The organism is Bradyrhizobium sp. (genome assembly GCF_016462955.1).
Classification (GTDB): Bacteria; Pseudomonadota; Alphaproteobacteria; order Rhizobiales; family Xanthobacteraceae; genus Bradyrhizobium.
The window spans coordinates 16,579-35,065 of record NZ_JAEMSD010000002.1 but is presented as its reverse complement, the minus strand read 5'-3'; the positions used below and the strand labels follow the sequence as shown (position 1 = coordinate 35,065).

At 63.3% G+C, this 18,487-nt stretch carries 17 protein-coding genes and 3 pseudogenes; 12 read left to right on the top strand and 8 right to left on the bottom strand.

What is annotated here, in order from left to right; genetic code table 11:
- The 6 genes and pseudogenes from JHD07_RS00520 to JHD07_RS00495 all read left to right on the top strand — a co-directional run.
- Positions 1 to 945 (top strand): GTP-binding protein (locus JHD07_RS00520; protein WP_291617875.1); only part of this gene is annotated, 945 nt, incomplete at its 5' end.
- Positions 946 to 1,045: 100 nt separating this feature from the next.
- Entirely contained in the window at positions 1,046 to 2,584 is a 1,539-nt protein-coding gene (locus tag JHD07_RS00515; protein WP_291617873.1) for an ABC transporter substrate-binding protein, read from the top strand.
- A 33-nt stretch (positions 2,585 to 2,617) separates the two neighbouring features.
- On the top strand, positions 2,618 to 3,598 hold the full coding sequence (locus JHD07_RS00510) for an ABC transporter permease (protein WP_291617871.1): 981 nt from the start codon (positions 2,618 to 2,620) through the stop codon (positions 3,596 to 3,598).
- A complete protein-coding gene (locus JHD07_RS00505; RefSeq protein ID WP_291617869.1) occupies positions 3,595 to 4,497 on the top strand; it encodes an ABC transporter permease in 903 nt (300 codons plus the stop codon). Before JHD07_RS00510 ends, JHD07_RS00505 begins: the two co-directional genes overlap by 4 nt.
- A 15-nt stretch (positions 4,498 to 4,512) precedes the next feature.
- Positions 4,513 to 5,508 (top strand): ABC transporter ATP-binding protein, encoded by a 996-nt coding sequence (locus JHD07_RS00500; protein ID WP_291617924.1) that lies wholly within the window; start codon positions 4,513 to 4,515, stop codon positions 5,506 to 5,508.
- Positions 5,505 to 6,546, top strand: a pseudogene (locus tag JHD07_RS00495) (ABC transporter ATP-binding protein). Before JHD07_RS00500 ends, JHD07_RS00495 begins: the two are co-directional and overlap by 4 nt.
- A 707-nt stretch (positions 6,547 to 7,253) precedes the next feature.
- On the opposite strand, the pseudogene JHD07_RS00490 reads toward JHD07_RS00495, so the two are convergent.
- Positions 7,254 to 7,891, bottom strand: a pseudogene (locus tag JHD07_RS00490) (transposase); the annotation flags it as partial.
- Here JHD07_RS00490 and JHD07_RS00485 point away from each other — a divergent pair.
- The gene (locus tag JHD07_RS00485) at positions 7,802 to 8,068 is read left to right on the top strand and encodes a hypothetical protein (RefSeq protein ID WP_291617931.1); all 267 of its coding nucleotides are present in this window, start codon (positions 7,802 to 7,804) and stop codon (positions 8,066 to 8,068) included. The pseudogene JHD07_RS00490 and the gene JHD07_RS00485 sit on opposite strands and share 90 nt — an antisense overlap.
- A gap of 228 nt (positions 8,069 to 8,296) precedes the next feature.
- Here the strand turns inward: JHD07_RS00485 and JHD07_RS00480 are convergent.
- From JHD07_RS00480 to JHD07_RS00465, 4 genes and pseudogenes are all read right to left on the bottom strand, one after another.
- Positions 8,297 to 8,605: pseudogene (locus tag JHD07_RS00480) on the bottom strand (OsmC family peroxiredoxin); the annotation flags it as partial.
- Positions 8,606 to 8,636: 31 nt separating this feature from the next.
- On the bottom strand, positions 8,637 to 10,796 hold the full coding sequence (locus tag JHD07_RS00475; protein WP_291617867.1) for a xanthine dehydrogenase family protein molybdopterin-binding subunit: 2,160 nt from the start codon (positions 10,794 to 10,796) through the stop codon (positions 8,637 to 8,639).
- A 2-nt stretch (positions 10,797 to 10,798) separates the two neighbouring features.
- Positions 10,799 to 11,269 carry a (2Fe-2S)-binding protein gene (locus JHD07_RS00470; RefSeq protein ID WP_074447922.1) on the bottom strand — a complete coding sequence of 157 codons (471 nt, stop codon included), beginning with the start codon at positions 11,267 to 11,269 and terminating at the stop codon, positions 10,799 to 10,801.
- Between the two features lie 63 nt (positions 11,270 to 11,332).
- Positions 11,333 to 11,671, bottom strand: coding sequence for a hypothetical protein (locus JHD07_RS00465; protein ID WP_244620975.1), 339 nt, complete (start codon positions 11,669 to 11,671; stop codon positions 11,333 to 11,335).
- Between the two features lie 274 nt (positions 11,672 to 11,945).
- Here JHD07_RS00465 and JHD07_RS00460 point away from each other — a divergent pair, with 274 nt between their 5' ends.
- A complete protein-coding gene (locus JHD07_RS00460; protein WP_291617862.1) occupies positions 11,946 to 12,677 on the top strand; it encodes an isochorismatase family cysteine hydrolase in 732 nt (243 codons plus the stop codon).
- Between the two features lie 55 nt (positions 12,678 to 12,732).
- Here JHD07_RS00460 and JHD07_RS00455 read toward each other — a convergent pair whose 3' ends face one another.
- The 3 genes from JHD07_RS00455 to JHD07_RS00445 form a co-directional block, all read right to left on the bottom strand.
- Positions 12,733 to 13,485, bottom strand: coding sequence for an alpha/beta hydrolase (locus JHD07_RS00455; RefSeq protein WP_291617860.1), 753 nt, complete (start codon positions 13,483 to 13,485; stop codon positions 12,733 to 12,735).
- An 89-nt stretch (positions 13,486 to 13,574) separates the two neighbouring features.
- Positions 13,575 to 14,294: a hypothetical protein gene (locus tag JHD07_RS00450; RefSeq protein ID WP_291617858.1), complete on the bottom strand. Its 720-nt coding sequence runs from the start codon at positions 14,292 to 14,294 to the stop codon at positions 13,575 to 13,577.
- A gap of 33 nt (positions 14,295 to 14,327) precedes the next feature.
- The gene (locus JHD07_RS00445; RefSeq protein ID WP_291617857.1) at positions 14,328 to 15,161 is read right to left on the bottom strand and encodes an alpha/beta hydrolase; all 834 of its coding nucleotides are present in this window, start codon (positions 15,159 to 15,161) and stop codon (positions 14,328 to 14,330) included.
- A gap of 374 nt (positions 15,162 to 15,535) precedes the next feature.
- Between JHD07_RS00445 and JHD07_RS00440 the strand changes: the two genes are divergently transcribed.
- From JHD07_RS00440 to JHD07_RS00425, 4 genes are all read left to right on the top strand, one after another.
- The gene (locus JHD07_RS00440; protein WP_291617856.1) at positions 15,536 to 15,925 is read left to right on the top strand and encodes a DUF302 domain-containing protein; all 390 of its coding nucleotides are present in this window, start codon (positions 15,536 to 15,538) and stop codon (positions 15,923 to 15,925) included.
- Positions 15,926 to 15,956: 31 nt separating this feature from the next.
- A complete protein-coding gene (gene soxC, locus JHD07_RS00435) occupies positions 15,957 to 17,213 on the top strand; it encodes a sulfite dehydrogenase (protein WP_291617855.1) in 1,257 nt (418 codons plus the stop codon).
- The gene (locus JHD07_RS00430) at positions 17,200 to 17,760 is read left to right on the top strand and encodes a c-type cytochrome (protein WP_291617854.1); all 561 of its coding nucleotides are present in this window, start codon (positions 17,200 to 17,202) and stop codon (positions 17,758 to 17,760) included. The genes soxC and JHD07_RS00430 overlap by 14 nt, the downstream gene beginning before the upstream one ends.
- The coding region (locus JHD07_RS00425) for a transcriptional initiation protein Tat (protein WP_291617853.1) at positions 17,757 to 18,487 on the top strand (731 nt) is incomplete at its 3' end. The genes JHD07_RS00430 and JHD07_RS00425, both read left to right, overlap by 4 nt.

The following is an 18,487-nucleotide window of genomic DNA, read 5'->3' as shown; positions in this document are numbered from 1 at the left end:
TTCCTCAACCATCTCCTGCGCACCGGGGGAACACGCTATGCGGTCCTCGTCAACGATTTCGGCGCCGGGAATATCGATGCCGATCTGATCGCACATCATGACGGCACCACGATGACCCTGACCAACGGCTGCGTCTGCTGCAGCGTCGGCAGCGGCTTCATCGACATGCTCGGCAAGATCCTGGACGACAGGATTCCGTTCGACCATATCGTCATCGAGGCCAGCGGCGTCGGCGATCCCTGGCGCATCGCCGAGATCGCGCTTGTCGAACCGGGCCTGCGGCTCAATGCGGTCGTCGTGCTGGCCGACGCAACGCGCATCGCGACGTTGCTGGCAGATCCGCGCGTCGGCGATACCGTTCGGAGCCAGTTCGAACGCGCAGATCTCGTCTTGCTCAACAAGATCGATCTGCTGGACCGCGCCGGTGCCCGCGCCGCACATAAGGCCGTCGCCGCACTGCGCGACGGGCTGCGCATCATCGAAACGTCCGAACATACGATGCCAGATCTTCCGGCCGGCGCGCAGAAAACCATCTCCCGCTTCAGGGCAACCGAAGCTCTGGATGCCGCCGATCACGAGCGCCAGTTTCGGCGATGGTCCTACAGCCGCAGCGGCACCTTCGATCGACGCAGGCTCGAAACCATGCTGCAGCAGTTGCCGCCCCAGCTTCTCCGTCTCAAAGGTCACTGCCGTCTGGCAGGCGAGCCACGTGCCTCGCTGCTGCAAATGGTCGGGCAGGACTGGTCGCTGACACCAGCGGATTCCGGCGGAATGTCCGGACAAGGCGGCATCCAACTCGTCGGTATCGGAACCGATGACCTGCCGGACACGCCCGACCTAGACGCCGTGCTCGACCTCGCCATCGCATCCGCGAGCGACGCGCCATCGATCCTCGTCACGAACGACAACGGCGGACGTCAATCGCCGCACAATCTCACTCAATGAAGGAAGGACAAAGCCGATGTCTCCGATTTGGTCTTCGCGAACGTGGTCTTTCAGGACGCCCGTCCAGAAATGCGTTCTTGGACTTGCCGTCGCCCTTTCAGTGTCAGGCGCGCATCTGGCACCGGCCTCAGCCGATGGCACCGTGGTGATCGGCTCCTCGCAGGTGCCGCGGCATTTCAACGGCGCCGTTCAATCCGGCGTCGCCACGGCGGTGCCTAGCACGCAGATCTTCGCAAGCCCGCTACGCTATGACGAGAACTGGAAGCCGCAGCCCTATCTGGCGGAATCGTGGGAGATTTCGGCAGACGGCAAGTCGGTCACGCTGAAACTGGTGAAGAACGCCGTCTTTCACGACGGCAAGCCGGTCACATCGGAAGACGTCGCCTTCTCGATCATGACCATCAAGGCGAACCATCCGTTCCAGACGATGCTTGCCGCCGTCGACAAGGTGGACACGCCGGATCCGTATACTGCCGTGATCCAGCTCAAGCATCCGCATCCCGCCCTATTGCTGGCGATGTCGCCGGCGCTGATGCCGATCCTGCCCAAGCACATCTATGGCGACGGCCAGGACGTGAAGAGCCATCCGGCGAATCTCAAGCCGATCGGCTCCGGACCTTTCCGCCTGACAGAATACAAGCAGGGTGAGTTCTACACGCTGGAGAAATTCGACAAGTTCTTCATTCCCGGCCGGCCGAAACTCGACAAGATCGTGGTCAAGCTGATCTCCGACCCCAACGCCATGCTGGTCTCATTGGAGCGCGGCGACGTGAACGCCCTGCCCTTGATCTCCGCCGTCCGCGATATCGAACGCCTCGAGAAAATGCCGAATGTCCTCGTCACCGAGAAAGGCTTCGCAGGCATCGGCCCGATCAACTGGCTGGCCTTCAACACCAAGAAGAAGCCGCTCGACGACGTTCGTGTCCGTCAGGCGATCGCCTTCGCCACCAACCGCGACTTCATCATCAGCAAGCTGATGGGCGGCAAGGCGGCAGCGGCGACCAGCCCGATCGCACCGGGCTCGCCGCTGGATGAGCCCGGCGTCGAAATGTACAAGCTCGACCTCGCCAAATCGCAGAAGCTGCTCGACGACGCCGGCTATCCGAAGAAGGCGGACGGATCGCGGATGGCGCTCACCATCGACTACATCCCGGGCAATGACGAACAACAGCGCAATATCGCGGAATATCTGCGTTCGCAGCTCAAGAAAGTCGGCATCAATCTCGACGTTCGCGCGGCCTCGGACTTTCCGACCTGGGCGCAGCGCGTATCGAGCTTCGACTTCGACCTGACCATGGACACCGTTTTCAACTGGGGCGACCCGGTGATCGGCGTCGACCGTACCTATTTGACCAGCAATATCCGCAAAGGCATCATCTGGTCGAACACGCAGCAATACAGCAATCCGAGGGTCGACGAACTGCTGGCCGCTGCAGGGCAGGAAACCTCCGCGGAGAAGCGCAAGGCGCTCTATTCTGAGTTCCAGAAGATTGTGGTCTCCGACGCGCCGATCCACTTCATCAACTCGACGCCCTACCGCAACGTCTTCTCCAAGGGACTGGGCGGACTGCCGACCACGATCTGGGGCATCATGTCGCCGCTTGACGAACTGTATTGGGCAACCCCGCCGCGGACCTGATCGGCCCGTGTCTCCGCCTCGGGCAGCTCAATCATGAACCTTCTCCTGCACATCGTGCGACAGCTGGCCAATGCGATTGGCCTGCTGTTTGCCGTGCTGGTTCTCAACTTCTGCCTGATCCATGCCGCGCCAGGCGATCCCGCAATGGTAATCGCCGGCGAGATGGGCGGCGCATCAGCCGACGTGATCGCTGCCCTGCGCATCAAATACGGCCTCGACAAAAGCCTGTTCGAGCAGTTGTTCACCTACATGTCGAAAGTCGTCACCGGCGACTTCGGCTTTTCCTACTATTTCAACGAACCCGTCGTCAGTCTGATCTTGCAGCGTATCCCTGCGACGCTGTACCTGGTGATCGCCGCACTGGTGATGTCCGTCGTCATCGGCACGCTGCTTGGCGTCGTCAGCGCACGTAAGCCGAACGGGCTGTTCAGCCAGGGCGTGACGGTCATTGCGCTGGCGGGCTATGCTGCACCGGTGTTCTGGACCGGATTGATGCTGCTGCTGCTGTTCGGCTCGGTCTGGCCGATCCTCCCGGTGTCGGGCATGATCGATGTCGTCCGTCCCAAGACCGGCTTCGCGCATGTGCTGGACATCATCCAGCACCTCATTTTGCCATCGACCACCCTCGCGCTCGTCTTCATCGCCCAATACAGCCGTCTGGCGCGCGTCAACATGATCGATGCGCTGACTGCAGACTATGTCCGCACTGCCCGTGCCAAGGGCCTGCCGGAAACCATCGTCATCGGCAAACATGCGCTGCGCAACACGCTGATCCCGATCGTGACCGTGGCCGGTCTGCAATTCGGCCATCTGTTCGCCGGCGCGGTACTCGTCGAAACGGTATTCAGCTGGCCCGGCATGGGCCGGCTGGTCTTCGATTCCATTCTGCGCCGCGATTATCCGACGCTGCTGGCCGTTCTGTTCTTCTCCGCCGTGCTGGTGATGGCTGCCAATATCGTTACCGATCTGGTCTACCGCCTGATCGACCCGCGCATCCGATCAGGGGCCCGATGACATCGATCGACACGCCCGCCCTCCCGCGCGATGCATCCACACTGCCGTCACGTCCGGCGATCTCCCCGACGCTGGTGGCATTGCGCCAGTTTTGCCGCAGCCCGTCCGGCGTGGCCGGCGCTGCGGTTCTGCTGATCCTCGTCCTGACGACCGTTTTCGGCCCGCATTTCTACGGCATAGATCCGCTCGATCTCGTCGATGCGCCCTTCACGCCACCCGGCGAGGATGCCTGGTTGGGCACCGACTATCTTGGCCGTGATATTCTGGCGGGGTTGATCCATGGCGGCCGCGCGACCCTGACCGTGGGCGGTGTCGCTGCGATCATCACGATCGCGATCGGCGTGACTATCGGCTCTCTGTCGGGATTCTTCGGCGGGGTCATCGATACCGCGCTGGTCAAGATCACCGAGTTCTTCCAGATTCTTCCGCCGCTGCTTTTCGCCATGGTGTTGGTGACGTTGTTCGGCCAGACGTTGACGACCGTCACCATCGCCATCGGCGTCGTCAGCTGGCCTACCGCGGCACGGCTGACGCGCGCGGAGTTCCTGCGATTGCGCAATCTCGATTTCGTCAAGGCCTCGCGCGCCGCCGGTGCCGGCAACGGCCATCTGATCTTGCGCGTCGTTTTGCCAAACGCACTGCCTCCGATCATCGTCTCGGCGACCATGGCCATCGGCGTCGCCATCCTGTTCGAGGGCGGCCTGAGCTTTCTCGGTCTCGGCGACCCCAACACCATGAGCTGGGGCCTGATGATCGGCCAGAACCGCAACTACGTGCTCGACGGCTGGTGGACGGTAATCTTTCCTGGCGCGGCCATCTTCGTCGCGGTGCTCGCTATCAGCCTGATCGGCGACGGGATCAACGATGCCATCAATCCGCGCTTGCGGAAGCGAGGCTGAGCCATGCCCTCTGTTCTGCCACCTGTCCTCTCCGTGCAAAACCTCAGCGTCTCGATGAGAGGCAGCAACGGTTTCGTGCCCGTGCTGGAGAACCTGTCGTTCGACGTGGCAGAGGGCAAGACCATGGCGCTGGTCGGCGAATCCGGCTGCGGCAAGAGCATGACCGCTCTGGCCATCATGCGCCTGCTGCCCGAGGATTTCATCGTGACGTCGGGTAGCATCATGCTGGACGGCGGCGACGTGCTGGCAGCCACGCCCGCGCAATTGCGCGGGCTGCGCGGCAACAAGATGTCGATGATCTTCCAGGAGCCGATGACCGCGCTGAACCCGCTCTACACCGTGGGGGACCAGATCGGCGAAGTGCTGCGGCAGCACCGCAAGCTCGGCCGCCGCGACGCCACCGAGCAGGCGATCAACTTTCTCAGGGCAGTGCAGATTCCTGCGGCTGAGAAGCGCGTACATGCCTATCCGCATCAGCTTTCCGGCGGCATGCGGCAACGCGTCATGATCGCAATGGCGCTGGCCTGCCGACCGAAGCTTCTGATTGCCGACGAGCCGACCACCGCACTCGATGTCACCGTGCAGGCGCAGATCTTCGATCTGCTGAGCCAGTTGCAGGACGAAACCGAGACCTCCATTGTGCTCATCACCCACGACCTTGGCGCCGTCGCAGAACTCGCCGACGATGTGGCCGTCCTCTATGCCGGCCGCTGTATCGAGAAGGGTACATCGCATGAGGTGATCTCTCATGCGCGGCATCCCTATACGCGCGGTTTGATGGCCTGCGTGCCGCATCTGCAGCTCGGCCCCGCCACGCGCAACACGCAACTGGAGCTCGAGGAAATTCCCGGCATGGTGCCGCCGCTAGGCGCGCGCGGCCCTGACTGCGCCTTCCTGCCACGGTGCGCCTCTGCCGGTGATGTCTGCCGCACGCAGCCACAGCCGCCGCTCGAGAGCGTCGAAGCCCACGCGGCCGTCTCGTGCTGGCGTCATCGGGAGATCGCGCCATGAGCGGCGGCCTTCCCGCACTTACACGCCCCGCAGAGGATCGGACCGATGTGCTGCTCGATGTCAACGATCTCGTCGTGCATTTCCCGGCTGGGCGCCGCGGCATACTCGGCCCGCCTTCCAAAGTTCATGCGGTCGATGGGGTGAGCTTCCGTGTCCGCCGCGGAACGACGTTCGGCATCGTCGGCGAGAGCGGCTCCGGCAAATCCACCACCGCGCAAGCGGTGATACGCCTGATCCCTGCGACATCCGGCCAGATCGTATTCGACGGTGAGAATATCGCCGACTTCCGTGGAGAGCGGCTACGGCTGGCGCGCAGCAAATTCCAGATTGTGTTCCAGGATCCGTTCTCGGCACTGGACCCGCGCCGCCGTGCCGGCGAGCTGATCCGCGAACCTCTCGATCTCCTGAACATCGGCTCCCCGAAGGAGCGCGAAGCCCGCGTGCGGCAATTGCTCGAAGAAGTCGGACTGCCGCCGCAGGCTGCCGACCTGTTCCCGCATCAATTCTCCGGCGGTCAGCGCCAGCGCCTGTGCATCGCACGCGCGATGGCGCCTGAGCCCGATTTGATCGTCTGCGACGAAGCCGTCTCCGCGCTCGACGTCGCGATCCAGGCACAGATCCTGAACCTGCTGAAGAAGCTACAGCGCGAACGCGGCCTCACTTACATCTTCATCTCGCACGATCTTGGCGTCATCCAGCACTTCTGCGACGACATTGCGGTGATGTATCTCGGCAAGATCGTCGAGCAGGCGCCGGCTCCGGTGCGTGCTATTCTCGGCGCCGCGCCACCCCTATAGCTGGTCACTGATCGCGGCGGCGGCGCCGCCCGGTGCGCTGCGCGACCGGCTCAAGCAACGCTATCTCGTCAACGGCGACCCGCCCAGCCCGGTCGATCCGCCGCCAGGGTGTCGTTTTGCCCAGCGTTGCCCGTTCGCGATCGATAAGTGCCGGGATGAACTGCCGCTCCTTGAAATTGCGGGTCCCGATCATTTTGCGGCGTGCTACCGCACCGGTGAGATCGAGGCACCGAACTTTTGAACGAGCACGTCGCGCGAGCTTTCATCGTGGATGTCCGCTGCGCCCCGATGATGCGAGGGTTGGCTCGCCGCATCAGTTTCGCATCTATCTTGAATCCCCGAAGGCGGCGACAAATGTCCGACGCGTTAAACGCGGGGCATCTGTTCGTACTCCAAAGAAGCCGAATTCCCTACGCGCGGCGAGGAATGCTTCTTTATAGTTCTTTTGCTTCGCCAGGACTTTCGCTTAATAAGCCGAGAGTAGCGAGGCTTGCTAACGATCTGCGACAGCACTGGACATTCATACCGAAGCGCGCATACCATCGTGAAGCACTACAGCGCCCGCAACGCGGCTCGCGCCGATTCCGTATCGACAGGCTTGAATTGCAGGTGCGCGGAAGGAAGGCATGAAGACCTGAAACGCAGACCGGTGAGCCTCGTGCTAAAGTGTGGACGAGCTTCGGTCCCCATTATCCGACTCGTCGCACGGCGTGCGACCATTGAAACGTCGCACGAGCCCCGGTTTGTTCTGCCCAGGAATTTAAAAAAGCCCCTTGCGGGCCAATATCCTGGGGTGGTGGGCGCACCAGGGCTCGAACCTGGGACCCGCTGATTAAGAGTCTGATGTTTTATAAGTAATCTGAGGCACTTAGGTGTAAAAATCCGTTGCGAAGTACCTATATCGATCAATGGGTTACAGCTGAAATGTAAACTAAGAAGGCTGCGACCCAGCTTGCGCAGGAATGCGGTCCAGAACATCTCGGCCTCCGAGGGGCCGATATCCATGCCGAGGACCTCGCGCCGGCCGTCGCTATTGACACCGACCGCCATGATCACCGCGACCGAGACTATGCGCCCGTTCTGGCGCACCTTCACATAGGTGGCGTCGATCCACAGGTAGGGCCAATCGCCCTCGATCGGGCGGTTGAGGAAGGCCTTCACCTTGTCGTCGATCTCACCGCACAGCCGCGACACCTGGCTCTTGGAGTTGCCGCTCATGCCCATCGCCTGCACCAGATCGTCCACCGAGCGGGTCGAGACGCCCTGCACATAGGCCTCCTGCACCACTGCGGTGAGCGCCTTCTCGGCCATCCGCCCCGGCTCCAGGAAGCCGGGGAAGTAGGAGCCCTTGCGCAGCTTGGGAATGCGCAGCTCGATGGTCCCGGCCCGCGTCTCCCAGCTCCGATCGCGGTAGCCGTTCGCTGGACCTGCCGCCCCTGGCTCTTCTCGCCATCGGCGGCCCCGGTCAGGCCTTCGACCTCCAGCTCCATCAGCGGGTGGGCGGCAAAGCCGATCATCTCGCGCAACAGATCGGCGTCGGGGGTCTTCTCCACGAGCGCGCGCAGGTTCATCATGTCGTCGGTCATCGGTGGTTCCTCGAATCAGGTTGGCTGTCGCAATCCAAACCCTACCGACGAATCATCTGTGACCACCCGCAAAGCCGCTCGCTCGCTGCGGCGCTATATGAGGGCGCGCTTCGCGAGCGGCTTTGCTCCAGCTACACCGCCGGATGGGACACGACCGCGACCAATGCTTATCAGTAGCAAGCGGGTCTGCTTTGGCGTCACACGCCCACTATCGCCCTCAACAGTATCGCGGCAACAACCACGACCTCGCCGGATTTATGAAGGCGCTAGTCCGTTCGGTCGAACCTTAGGTTCTGTCAATTGATGTACCAAGACTCCTCATGTGCTGGAGGAGCAAGCTGCGGTGTTGGGACGGCATTTGCGAAGCGCCCACAATAGCTCGTCCTATTACGCTTGCGTCAGCATCTAGATCAGCTTGGCATCGAGCGTAATCGCCGCATTCAGCGCTTTCGAGACCGGACAATTCTTCTCGGCCTCGCCGGCGATGCGTGCAAAACCTGCTTCATCGAGATTCGGCACCTTGGCGCGCAGGGTCAGGGCCGATTTGTTGATCTTGAATCCCTTGCCCTCGGGTTCCAAAGTCACAGCCGCTTCGGTGGAGAGCTCTTCCGGCGTGAAGCCCGCCAGTTGAAGACCGAACGCCTGAGCCATGGTGAAGCAGCCTGCATGTGCGGCGGCGATCAGCTCTTTCGGATTGGTGCTTTTCGGATCATCGTTCAACTTCCTTTCTGTAACGCTCGCCACATCAGGTTTTCAGGAGAGCGGGATCGATCGGTAACTGTCGCAAGCGTTTGCCGGTCGCAGCAAAGACGGCATTTGCGATAGCAGGAACAATTCCGGACGTTCCGGCCTCACCCATGCCTCCGGGCGGCTCCGTGCTGCTCACGAGGTGGACCTCGATCGCGGGAGCTTCGTTGATACGCAACATCTGATAGGTGTCGAAGTTTCCCTGCTCGACCCGCCCATTCTTCAGCGTGATTTCGCCGTATAGCGCGGCGGTTACGCCGAACATGACCCCGCTCTGGATCTGAGCTTCGACGGTATCGGGATTGATGACGGTGCCGCAATCCATCGCGCAAACCACGCGGTGAACCCGGACGGAGCCGTCCGTAGCGACTTCCACCTCGGCAACTTGAACGAGCAGGCTGCCGAACGCCTTCTGCAATGAAACACCTCGGCCCCATCGTTGCGGCAATGGCGTGCCCCAGCCGGATTTTTCTGCAGCCAGATCGAGCACGGCGCGCGTCTTCGGATTATGCGCGAGCAGGTCGCGGCGATAGGCCAACGGATCCCGCTTCGCAGCGGCGGCGAGTTCGTCGACGAAGCTTTCGGTGACGAAGACGTTGTGCGAGGGGCCGACGCTCCGCCAAAATCCCGTCTGAATCCCCGGAGGTTCGACCCTGGCATATTCAACGTGAACGTTGGGGATCGCGTAGCTCAGGTCGATGGCCCCGTCCACCGAGTCCGGGTCGATGCCGTCCTTGAAGCCCGGCGGCAGCCAGCGTGCGACCACGGACGAGCCGGCGAATCGATTGATCCAGGCCAGCGGCCTTCCATCGCGATCCAGACCGGCCTCGATCCGGTCTACCCAGCTTGGCCGATACAAATCGTGCTGGATGTCCTCCTCACGCGTCCAGATCAATTTGACCGGCCCATCGACCTGCATCGCGACCTGGACCGCACGCACCGCGCCGTCCGTTTCCAGGCGGCGCCCGAAGCCTCCGCCGATGAGGTTGTTGTGAACGGTGACCTTCTCAAGCGGCACGCCGGCCGTCTTGGCAGCCGCCGCCTGTACACGGGCGATCGCCTGGGTGCCGAGCCAGAGCTCACAGACGCCGTCGTGAAAATGAGCGGTGCAGTTCATCGGCTCCATGGTGGCATGGGCGAGGAACGGCAGGCGGTAGCTTGCGGTCACGCGGACTGCCGCACTTGCCAAAGCCTTTTCGGCGTCACCAACGTCCTGCGCGACGGCGCCGCGGCCCTGGACTGCCTGTTCGAGCTGCCGATAGACCTCCTCGCTGGTCAAGGCCGCATGCGGGCCATCGTCCCATTCGATCTTGAGTGCGTCGAGGCCCTTCTTCGCTGCCCCCATGTGGTCGGCAACGACGGCAACGGCATCATCGAGCCGGACGATCTGACGCACACCCTTGATGGCCTTGGCCGCGGTGTCGTCCACCCGTTTGACGCGGCCGCCGGGAACGGGCGACTGGGCCAGCGTCGCGATCTTCAGGCCCGACGGGCGGGCGTCGATGCCGAAGAGGGCCGTGCCGTTGACCTTGCCCGGCAAATCAAGCCGCTTGGCAGACGTACCGATCAGCGTGAACCGATCCGGCGTCTTGAGCGAAATGGCTTTCGGCGGCGTCAACCGCGCCGCACCGCCAACCAGCTCGCCATAGGAGAGTGTCTTGCCGCTGGAATGGATGACCTTGCCTGCCTTGGCGTGGCAGGACGAGGCGGCCACGCCCCAGCGCTTCGCCGCCGCCTCGATCAGCATGAGGCGCGCAGCCGCGCCGGCCTCGCGCAGCGGCTTCCAGGCGCCGCGCATGGCGTTCGAATTGCCGGTCGCCTGAACGCCGAGCAGCGGATTGTAGTAGAGCTTTTCGTCGGGCGGCGCATGTTCGAGCCGGATCTGTCCTAGCTCGACCTCGAGTTCCTCGGCGATCAGCATCGGAATCGAGGTGTAGGTGCCTTGCCCCATTTCAACATAGGGCATGATCAGCGTGACCTGCCCGTCCCCGCTGACGCGAATGAAGGCATTGGGAGAGAAGGTCTCGGCCGCCGCGGCGGCGCTGCCGTCGACGGGAAGGCTGAACCCAAGAACCAGACTGCCCCCGGCGGCAGCGCTATTGACGAGGAACTGGCGGCGGGACAAGCGGGACGATGACGCGCTGAATGTTTTGACCATGATCAGCCTCGCTTGCCCTGCGCCTGCGACGCCGCCTTGATGGCGTTGCGGATCCGAACATAGGTGCCGCAGCGGCAGATATTTCCGCTCATGGCATCGTCGATCTCGGCGTCGCTGGGTTTCGACTTCTCGTTCAGAAGCGCCGCAGCCGACATTATCTGGCCGGATTGACAATAGCCGCACTGCGGAACCTGGTGGTCGAGCCAGGCTTTCTGAATGTGCTCCCCGCTCGGTGTCGCGGCAATCGCCTCAATGGTGGTGATCCTGGACTCCCCGATGCTGTCGATGCTGGTGATGCAGGAGCGGACCGCGCTGCCGTCGAGGTGCACGGTACAGGCGCCGCACAACGCCATGCCGCATCCGAACTTCGTGCCGGTCATGCCCAGCACATCACGGAGCACCCAGAGGAGAGGGGTATCGCCGTCGACGTCGACGCTCCGTTTCGTGCCGTTGATCTCGATTGTGAAGGCCATCATCATCTCCATGGTTGGCTCGTGACGCAGGACTGACGGTCCTGCCCGCACGCGTGTAAAAGATCAGGCGCGGTCACGGTCCGGCGCCGTCTCCTGCGAGGCCTGCTCGACTAGCCGCGCGGGCTCGTCATAGCCACTGCGGCTGCTGTAGAAGACCAGCGCCATCAGCCCGGCGCCGACGACCAGCGAAAATCCGACGCCGATTGCCAGCGTGACGTAGCCGACGCCGGGTACATCCGTGTCAGGCGCCGACTCCCAGCCGAGCCAGGCCATGGCAGCTGCCGCGATCAGAAGCGCACCGAGAACTCCCAGGAGCACGTAGCCCCCCGCACTCAGCGAGCGCAGGCTCGATGCGGTCTCGCGCGTCAATTGCCGAAGGGCTCCCATGGCAGACTCGATCATTGCTTCTACTCCGCGTGGCTTCGACCGCGCCTGCAAGTCCGACCCGGCTACCTCGCCATCATGACGGTTCAGGCAAGACAGCACAGGCCAACGAAGGGTCATCCAGACGACAAGAGAGCATGGGCCTCCCACACCAAAGTTCAGGCAGACAACGCTGCCGCGGCGGCGCCACCTTTCCCCTCTCAGGCTTCAATGCTGCCCATTCAATCCCTCCGACCCTGATCCCGGAGATCGCCGGAGTGGTCGCAAGCGCCGTTCAGCAAAGGAAATCAGAATGTCCGCCGATCATGTTCACCCAGCTCGCGATCCCTATGCCGATCCCCGCAGTCCGTTGCTGCCGAAGGCCGACATGCGGCTCGACGCGGCCAGGGCGGCGCTCGTCGTGATCGATCCGCAGATCGACGCCCTGAGCCCGAAGGGCGGCGCTTGGGCGGCGGTCGGCGAAAGCGTCACCGAGCATAACGTGGTGCCCAATCTGGTACGGCTGTTTGCCGCCGCCAAGCAGGCGGGCATCATGGTGGCGGTGTCGCCGCATTATTACTACGGCTGGGATCACCGCTGGAAAGTGCATGGTCCGCTCGAGGTGTTCCAGGCCGAGGCCGGCGTGTTCAATCGAAGCGGGCCCTACACGCTGGACGGATTTCGCGAGTCGGGCGCCGATTTCATGCCGGAGTTCAAGCCCTATATCGAGGACGGCAAGACCGTGATCTGCTCGCCGCACAAGCTCTACGGCCCCCAGGCCAACGATCTCACACTGCAGCTCCGCAAGCAGCGCGTCGACCAGGTCATCCTCGCCGGCATGCTCGCCAATATGTGCGTCGAATCCCATCTGCGCGACCTGCTTGAAAATGGCTTTGAAGTCGCGGTGGTCAGGGACGCAGTGGCCGCGCCGAAGATTCCGGAAGGCGATGGCTATCAGGCGGCGATCATCAACTTCCGCTACATAGCCAACGGCCTTTGGACCACGGAGCAAACCGTGCAGTTCCTCACGGGGACCGGCAGCTGAAATCACACGGGATCGGCCCGGTCGCGGCGGCGCCGGGCTGATCATCCGTTGGGCTTCAGGACAGGAAACGATCGATCTCCGCCGTGAAATCGTCGGCGCATTGAAACAGGAAGGCGTGGCCCGCATCGGGATAGAGAACGAGCTTACCGTTCGCCACTTCTTGCGCGAGGACATAGGAGCGGTAGGCCGGGATCATCACATCGTGCTGACCGTTGGCGACTAGCACCGGGTTTTTCAGTTCGGCCAATCTGTCGCGCACGCCCGACCAACTGCTGAAGGCCTTGATTTGATTCATGAACGACGGGCCCGTGACGGCAGGGCCGCGATCAGTGATCGCCTTGAGGCGCGCGTAATAGGCGCGGCCGGCCGCGCGCGCCGTGTCCGTTTCCGGGAAGAACAGAAACAAGAAGTCATCCTCCGTGTTCGCCGCATGCGTCATGACCTCCTGCACACGAGGATGCTGCTTCGGCCCATCGCCGATGCCGCCCGGGCTCGAACCGGCGACGATCAGGCGGCGGACAATGGCGGGATGATCGAGCGCGGTCTGCTGGGCCACAAGTCCGCCCAGCGACCAGCCGAGAACATCGACCTGCTCGAAGCCAAGCGCAGCCACGACCGCCGCGGCCACATCGGCCATGCCGGCAATCGTGGTCGGCACCTCGCCCTCGGAGCGACCGATCCCGGCGCTGTCGAAGGTGACGACGGTCCGGCTACGAGCAAGCAGCGCGAGGAAGGCCGGGTCCCAATCGTCGTGCGTGCCGCGAAAGCGATTGGCTAGCAACAAGGGAACGCCGCCGGGGGGGCCCATGACGCGATAAGCGAGCCTGCCGGCCTTGGTCTGCAGGAATTTGATGTCGGACATGTTGTCATCTCCTCTGATGTCGCAAGCCGCGCAGCTTAGGCGAGCTTTATGTGCGACAGATCGATCGAGACGACCAAAGGTTCGGTCAGCGAGCGGCCATCCGGACCACGCGGAAAAATCCTGCGCGAGGTCGGAATCCTGAAGCCTTGTACATCCGCATAGTCGGAGATGTAGTGCGCTCCCGGCGTATTCCCGGCGATCTCGACGTCGTAGTCGTGACGCTTCAGCAGGCCATGATCGTCGGCGTATAGGGTCTGCACCGTGCTGTGGGTCGCAACCTCGCGCGGGAACGTCACGCGCAGCCGCTGCCAGGTGGCTCCGCCCTCCTCCCAATCGGACAGGCGTTCCGACTGGACGCCGTCACGAGCCAGCAGGAACGGCAGGTTCAGATAGGTCCACATCGCGATGCCGGCGAAATAGGCGAGTTGCAGCTCGGACCACGGTGTCTCCAGCGTATGACCGGCGAACGAAGCACGCGGGTCCTTCAGCTCCTCGAGAACACGGCTGTCGCGATCCGCCAGTTGCACCATGTCCGGCCGAAACGAAGAGATCTTGCCGTCGGGACCGAACGGCGCGTGCGAGGCCCACTCGTCCTGCAGTCCCACCGTGACCGACGTCTCGTCGAGCTTTCCCGGATGTCCCTTCAGGCCCCAAAGCGCACCTCCCTGCTGCAACTTGGCGCTGAGGCTTTTGAACTTCCGCCATTTGGCAATGTCGCCATGGGCGTCGATGATCCGGGCTGCGAGCGGGTCCATGAGAATATCCTATGTTTGAGCAGGTTGACGTGGTCAGGCGGACAGAAACGTCTCGACGTGAGACGCAAAGATCTGCGGATATTGGAAGATCGCGCCATGCGCGGAGTCCGGATAGACGATCAGCGTGGCCTCGCTCATCTGTTCGACCATGGTGAACGCGTTGGTGACCGGAAACATGGTGTCGTCGCGGCCGTGCACGATCAGGCTCGGCTGACCAATGCGCTTCAGGAGCGAATGTGTTGCGCTCTTGTCGGCACACCAGCTGATGATGGCCTTGGCCTGCGCGGTCCTGACGTTCTCGCCGCTCTCGGGGGCGCGTTCCGTGGTTCGGGCTGCTGCGCGGGCGACGAAGGCGCGGCCGGCCGCCTGGCTCGCCTCGGAAGGCGTGAAGAACAGCGGCAGGCGCACATCCGGGGCCTGTTGCGCGAAGGCTTCCGTCACGACCGCGAGCAGATGCTCCTCGCCGCCTTGTGGCGCGCTGCCGGCCGACACGATACGGCGCACCGGCAGCTTGCCGCGGGCGGCCATCAGCTGCGCGACGAAGCCTCCGAGCGAGAAGCCCAGCAGATCGACTTCGCCGAGATCGAGCGCCTCGGTGAAAGCCTCGGCATCGATCGTCATCTGCGCGACGTTGTCCGGCGTTTTCCCGCCCGACAGACCGACACCGGCATTGTCGAAGATGACGACGGTGCGATGGCGTGCCAAGGCGTTGACAACGGCCGGATCCCACGAATCCATCGTTCCGGTGAAGTGCTGCATGAAAATCAGCGGCCGCCTGCCGGGTACGCCGAGCCTGCGGTAGGCGTATTTCACGCCATCGCTCGCGACGACATAGCGATTTGGAGCTGACTCGAATTGCGTGCTCATGATCATTCCTTTCGGCCTCGCCACCGGACTGCGGAGAGGATTCCTGAACCCGGTGTGGAAGCCGCTACTTGCCAGACTTCGCGCCGCCCTGGGATCATACCGAGTTGTGGGTTTGTCCGACTTCAGGATGAGGTCAATCAGGACCGACATCGTCGTGATCGACAACATCTACCTTGGTGTGCGTCCACCAGCCCTAAGCACCGCATCCGCAATCCTTGGTGTGTCTCGCAGTCGAGCGCGAACTGGGGAATGCTCGCAGCCATCAGCGGAGGGTACGGGCGATGACGAGCCGGCGGCAATTTGTTCAATGGACGACCACATTGGCCATCGCAGTCGCGACATCTGCCAGCGCAGCCCAGGACAAGGAGAGCGGAATGACCGCCATGACCAGACTGCCCAGCGTTCATGCGTTTGCGGACACAGTCACCCGCCTGACGACGGCGTTGCAGGCCAAGGGCTTCACCATCTTCGCCACAATCGATCAGCAGAAGGCGGCACGATCGGTCGGCCTCGACATGCCGCCGACGGTGCTTCTGATCTACGGCAATCCCAAGGGCGGAACGCCCTTGATGCTCGCCGCGCCGGACTTCGCGCTGGAGCTGCCGCTGAAGGTGCTGGTGCGCGAAGACGCCGGCAAGGTGCTGGTGGTGTTCACGCCGGCCAGCGCGCTCGAGGGCCGGCACGGTCTGCCGGCCGGCCTCGCCGCCAAGCTCGGCGGCGCCGAAGCTGTCATCGCTGCCGCGATCGGCGGCGGATCGAACTGATCAAAGCAGGTCTGTCGAAAGGGACTCGAACATGAGATCACCCGCGCAAAACGGCGGACGCCGGTTGACGCGCCGCGGCCTGCTCGGCGGCGCAGCCAGCCTGGCCGGGGCTGCTGCAGGCGGTTCAGTCAAGGCCGACAGTCTTCTGGACGTACCGCCCCGCGGACCGGGCGCGCCGCTGTCGGCGACCAGCGAAAGATCCAGATATGTTCATCAGGCACGTATTCCCGAATCCACCCCGGGCATGCGCCCCGTTGACCCGAGCGTCGCGATCAACTCGAAGGCGCCGATCGACAAGCTGGTCGGATCGATCACGCCGACAGATCTGCATTATGAGCGCAGCCATTCCGGTGTCCCCGATATCGATCCCGCCCAGCACCGGCTGCTCGTTCACGGCATGGTGAAGCAGCAGCTGGTGTTCAGCATGGACGACCTCCGCGCGATGCCGACCCTGTCACGCGTCGCGTTCCTGGAATGCACCGGAAACGGGTGGGAGAACTGGAAGACCGCGTCGCCCGACGTCACCGTGCAGAACACGCACGGTCTGATCAGCACCAATGAATGGACCGGCGTTCCCTTGTCCTACGTGATCGACGTGATCGGCGTCGACCCGCGCTCGACCTGGATGCTGGCGGAAGGCGGCGACGGATCGGCCGTGGCGCGCAGCATTCCGCTGACGGACGAAATCATCGCGGAGGGTATCCTGGCCTATGGCCAGAACGGTGAGCCGTTGCGGCCCGCTCACGGATTTCCGCTGCGGCTGTTTCTTCCCGGCTTCGAAGGCAACCTCAACATCAAATGGCTGCGGCGGCTGAAATTCGGCGATCGTCCCTTCATGACGCGCTGGGAGACTGCGCGTTACACCCAGCTGCAGGCCGATGGCCATGCCCGACAATTCCAGCTCCGCCAGGACGTCAATTCGGTGATCACGAGCCCCTCGGGCATGATGCAGATCCGGCCGGGCTACAACCGCATCACGGGACTCGCCTGGAGCGGACATGGCCGTATCGACCGTGTCGAGATCAGTACCGATGGCGCAAAAACCTGGCGCGAGGCGCAGCTTGCCGGGCCCGTGCTGCCGAAGGCCCAAACCCGCTTCCAGGCCGATTGGGTCTGGGACGGCAAGCCCACCAAAATCGTGAGCCGCTCCACCGACGACAAGAAGCAGGTGCAGCCGGACCGCGCGGCGTTCATCGCCAGGACCGGGACCAATGCGCTGTTTCACTACAACGCGCAGCAGACCTGGGCGATCGACCAGGACGGAAAGGTGCGCAATGTCCTTCAATAGTACGCTGGCCTTCGGCATTGCCGCCCTGCTCTGCTGCAGCGACTCCGCTACCGCCGCCGAGTTCGGCCGGCAGGCCACCGCCGAGGAGATCAAGGCGTGGAACATCGACGTTGCGCCGGACGGCACCGGTCTGCCGGACGGCCATGGCGACGTCGCCCGCGGGCGGCAGGTGTTCGAGGACAACTGCTCGGCCTGCCACGGCGCCAAAGGCGAAGGCGGAATTGCCGATCGCCTGGCCGGCGGTCGCGGCAGCCTGACGACCGATCATCCGGTCAAGACCGTCGGCAGCTTCTGGCCATACGCGACGACATTGTTCGACTACGTGCGTCGCGCGATGCCCTATCCGGCCCCGCAGACCCTCAGCGACGACGACACCTATGCCGTCGTCGCCTATATCCTGAACCTCAACGACATCGTGCCGGCCGACGCGGTCCTCGATCGCAGCAGCCTGCCGCGCGTGAAGATGCCGAACCGCGACGGATTCGTTCCAGACAGGGAATTCTCCGTCATCACCAATTCCAGACAGCATCAGGGACGAAAGCCATGACGACAGCTCGCGCCGACTTGAACCGCCGAACGACGCTCGGTCTGCTCGGACAGGTCGCGTTGCTGGCGGGCACCGCAGGCACCGCCTCCGCAGCATCGCCGGTCCGGGACGAGCGAGCGACCAGCCGCGAGCTCGAGGCGCTGCAGCAACGGTTGGCGCTGGCGCCGCGACGACGTGACTTCAAGACCGTGCCATTTATGGTGACGCGCAAGGACCAGTGGGATCACGAGGCTGCCGAGCTGGTGCTCGCCTATCGCAATCGATCGCTTCAGGTCTGGGAGGCCACCGACATCGGCGCTCCCTGGCTCAACTTGATGCGGGAAGCGCTGAACGGGCAGGTGTTCGCCCATGGCAACCCGGGCTTCCTCGCCGTCGCCGCGGTCCACGGCTCGGCGCATCTGTCGCTGTTCAGCCAGCCCGCCTGGGACAAGCACAAGCTTGCGTCGCTGACAGGCGGCGCGGCCGGTGCGAACACCTATGTGGCCGCCAAGGCAGGGGCGTCGGCCTCCGACGATGTGCAGGACGTCACCGGCTATTACGGTCCCGGCAACAACAACATCGCGACGCTTCAGCAACGCGGCATGGTTTTCGTCGCCTGCCATGATTCCATTCACGCGATAGCACGCTGGCTTTGCCATGCCGGCCACGGTGAAGCTTGCAGCCCTGACGAAGTCGCCGCCGATCTCACCAACCATCTGGTCCCCGGCGTGATCCTGGTGCCTAGCGT

Excerpts from the sequence above, each read along its gene's own strand:
- JHD07_RS00510 (WP_291617871.1), top strand. The coding sequence starts at position 2,618 with ATGAACCTTCTCCTGCACATCGTGCGACAGCTGGCCAATGCGATTGGC.
- JHD07_RS00505 (WP_291617869.1), top strand. The coding sequence starts at position 3,595 with ATGACATCGATCGACACGCCCGCCCTCCCGCGCGATGCATCCACACTG.
- JHD07_RS00465 (WP_244620975.1), bottom strand. The coding sequence starts at position 11,671 with ATGATCGAGTCTGCCATGGGAGCCCTTCGGCAATTGACGCGCGAGACC.
- JHD07_RS00430 (WP_291617854.1), top strand. The coding sequence starts at position 17,200 with ATGTCCTTCAATAGTACGCTGGCCTTCGGCATTGCCGCCCTGCTCTGC.
- JHD07_RS00455 (WP_291617860.1), bottom strand. The coding sequence starts at position 13,485 with ATGGGCCCCCCCGGCGGCGTTCCCTTGTTGCTAGCCAATCGCTTTCGC.
- JHD07_RS00460 (WP_291617862.1), top strand. The coding sequence starts at position 11,946 with ATGTCCGCCGATCATGTTCACCCAGCTCGCGATCCCTATGCCGATCCC.
- JHD07_RS00475 (WP_291617867.1), bottom strand. The coding sequence starts at position 10,796 with ATGGTCAAAACATTCAGCGCGTCATCGTCCCGCTTGTCCCGCCGCCAG.
- JHD07_RS00470 (WP_074447922.1), bottom strand. The coding sequence starts at position 11,269 with ATGGCCTTCACAATCGAGATCAACGGCACGAAACGGAGCGTCGACGTC.
- JHD07_RS00440 (WP_291617856.1), top strand. The coding sequence starts at position 15,536 with ATGACCGCCATGACCAGACTGCCCAGCGTTCATGCGTTTGCGGACACA.
- JHD07_RS00450 (WP_291617858.1), bottom strand. The coding sequence starts at position 14,294 with ATGGACCCGCTCGCAGCCCGGATCATCGACGCCCATGGCGACATTGCC.
- JHD07_RS00445 (WP_291617857.1), bottom strand. The coding sequence starts at position 15,161 with ATGAGCACGCAATTCGAGTCAGCTCCAAATCGCTATGTCGTCGCGAGC.
- soxC (WP_291617855.1), top strand. The coding sequence starts at position 15,957 with ATGAGATCACCCGCGCAAAACGGCGGACGCCGGTTGACGCGCCGCGGC.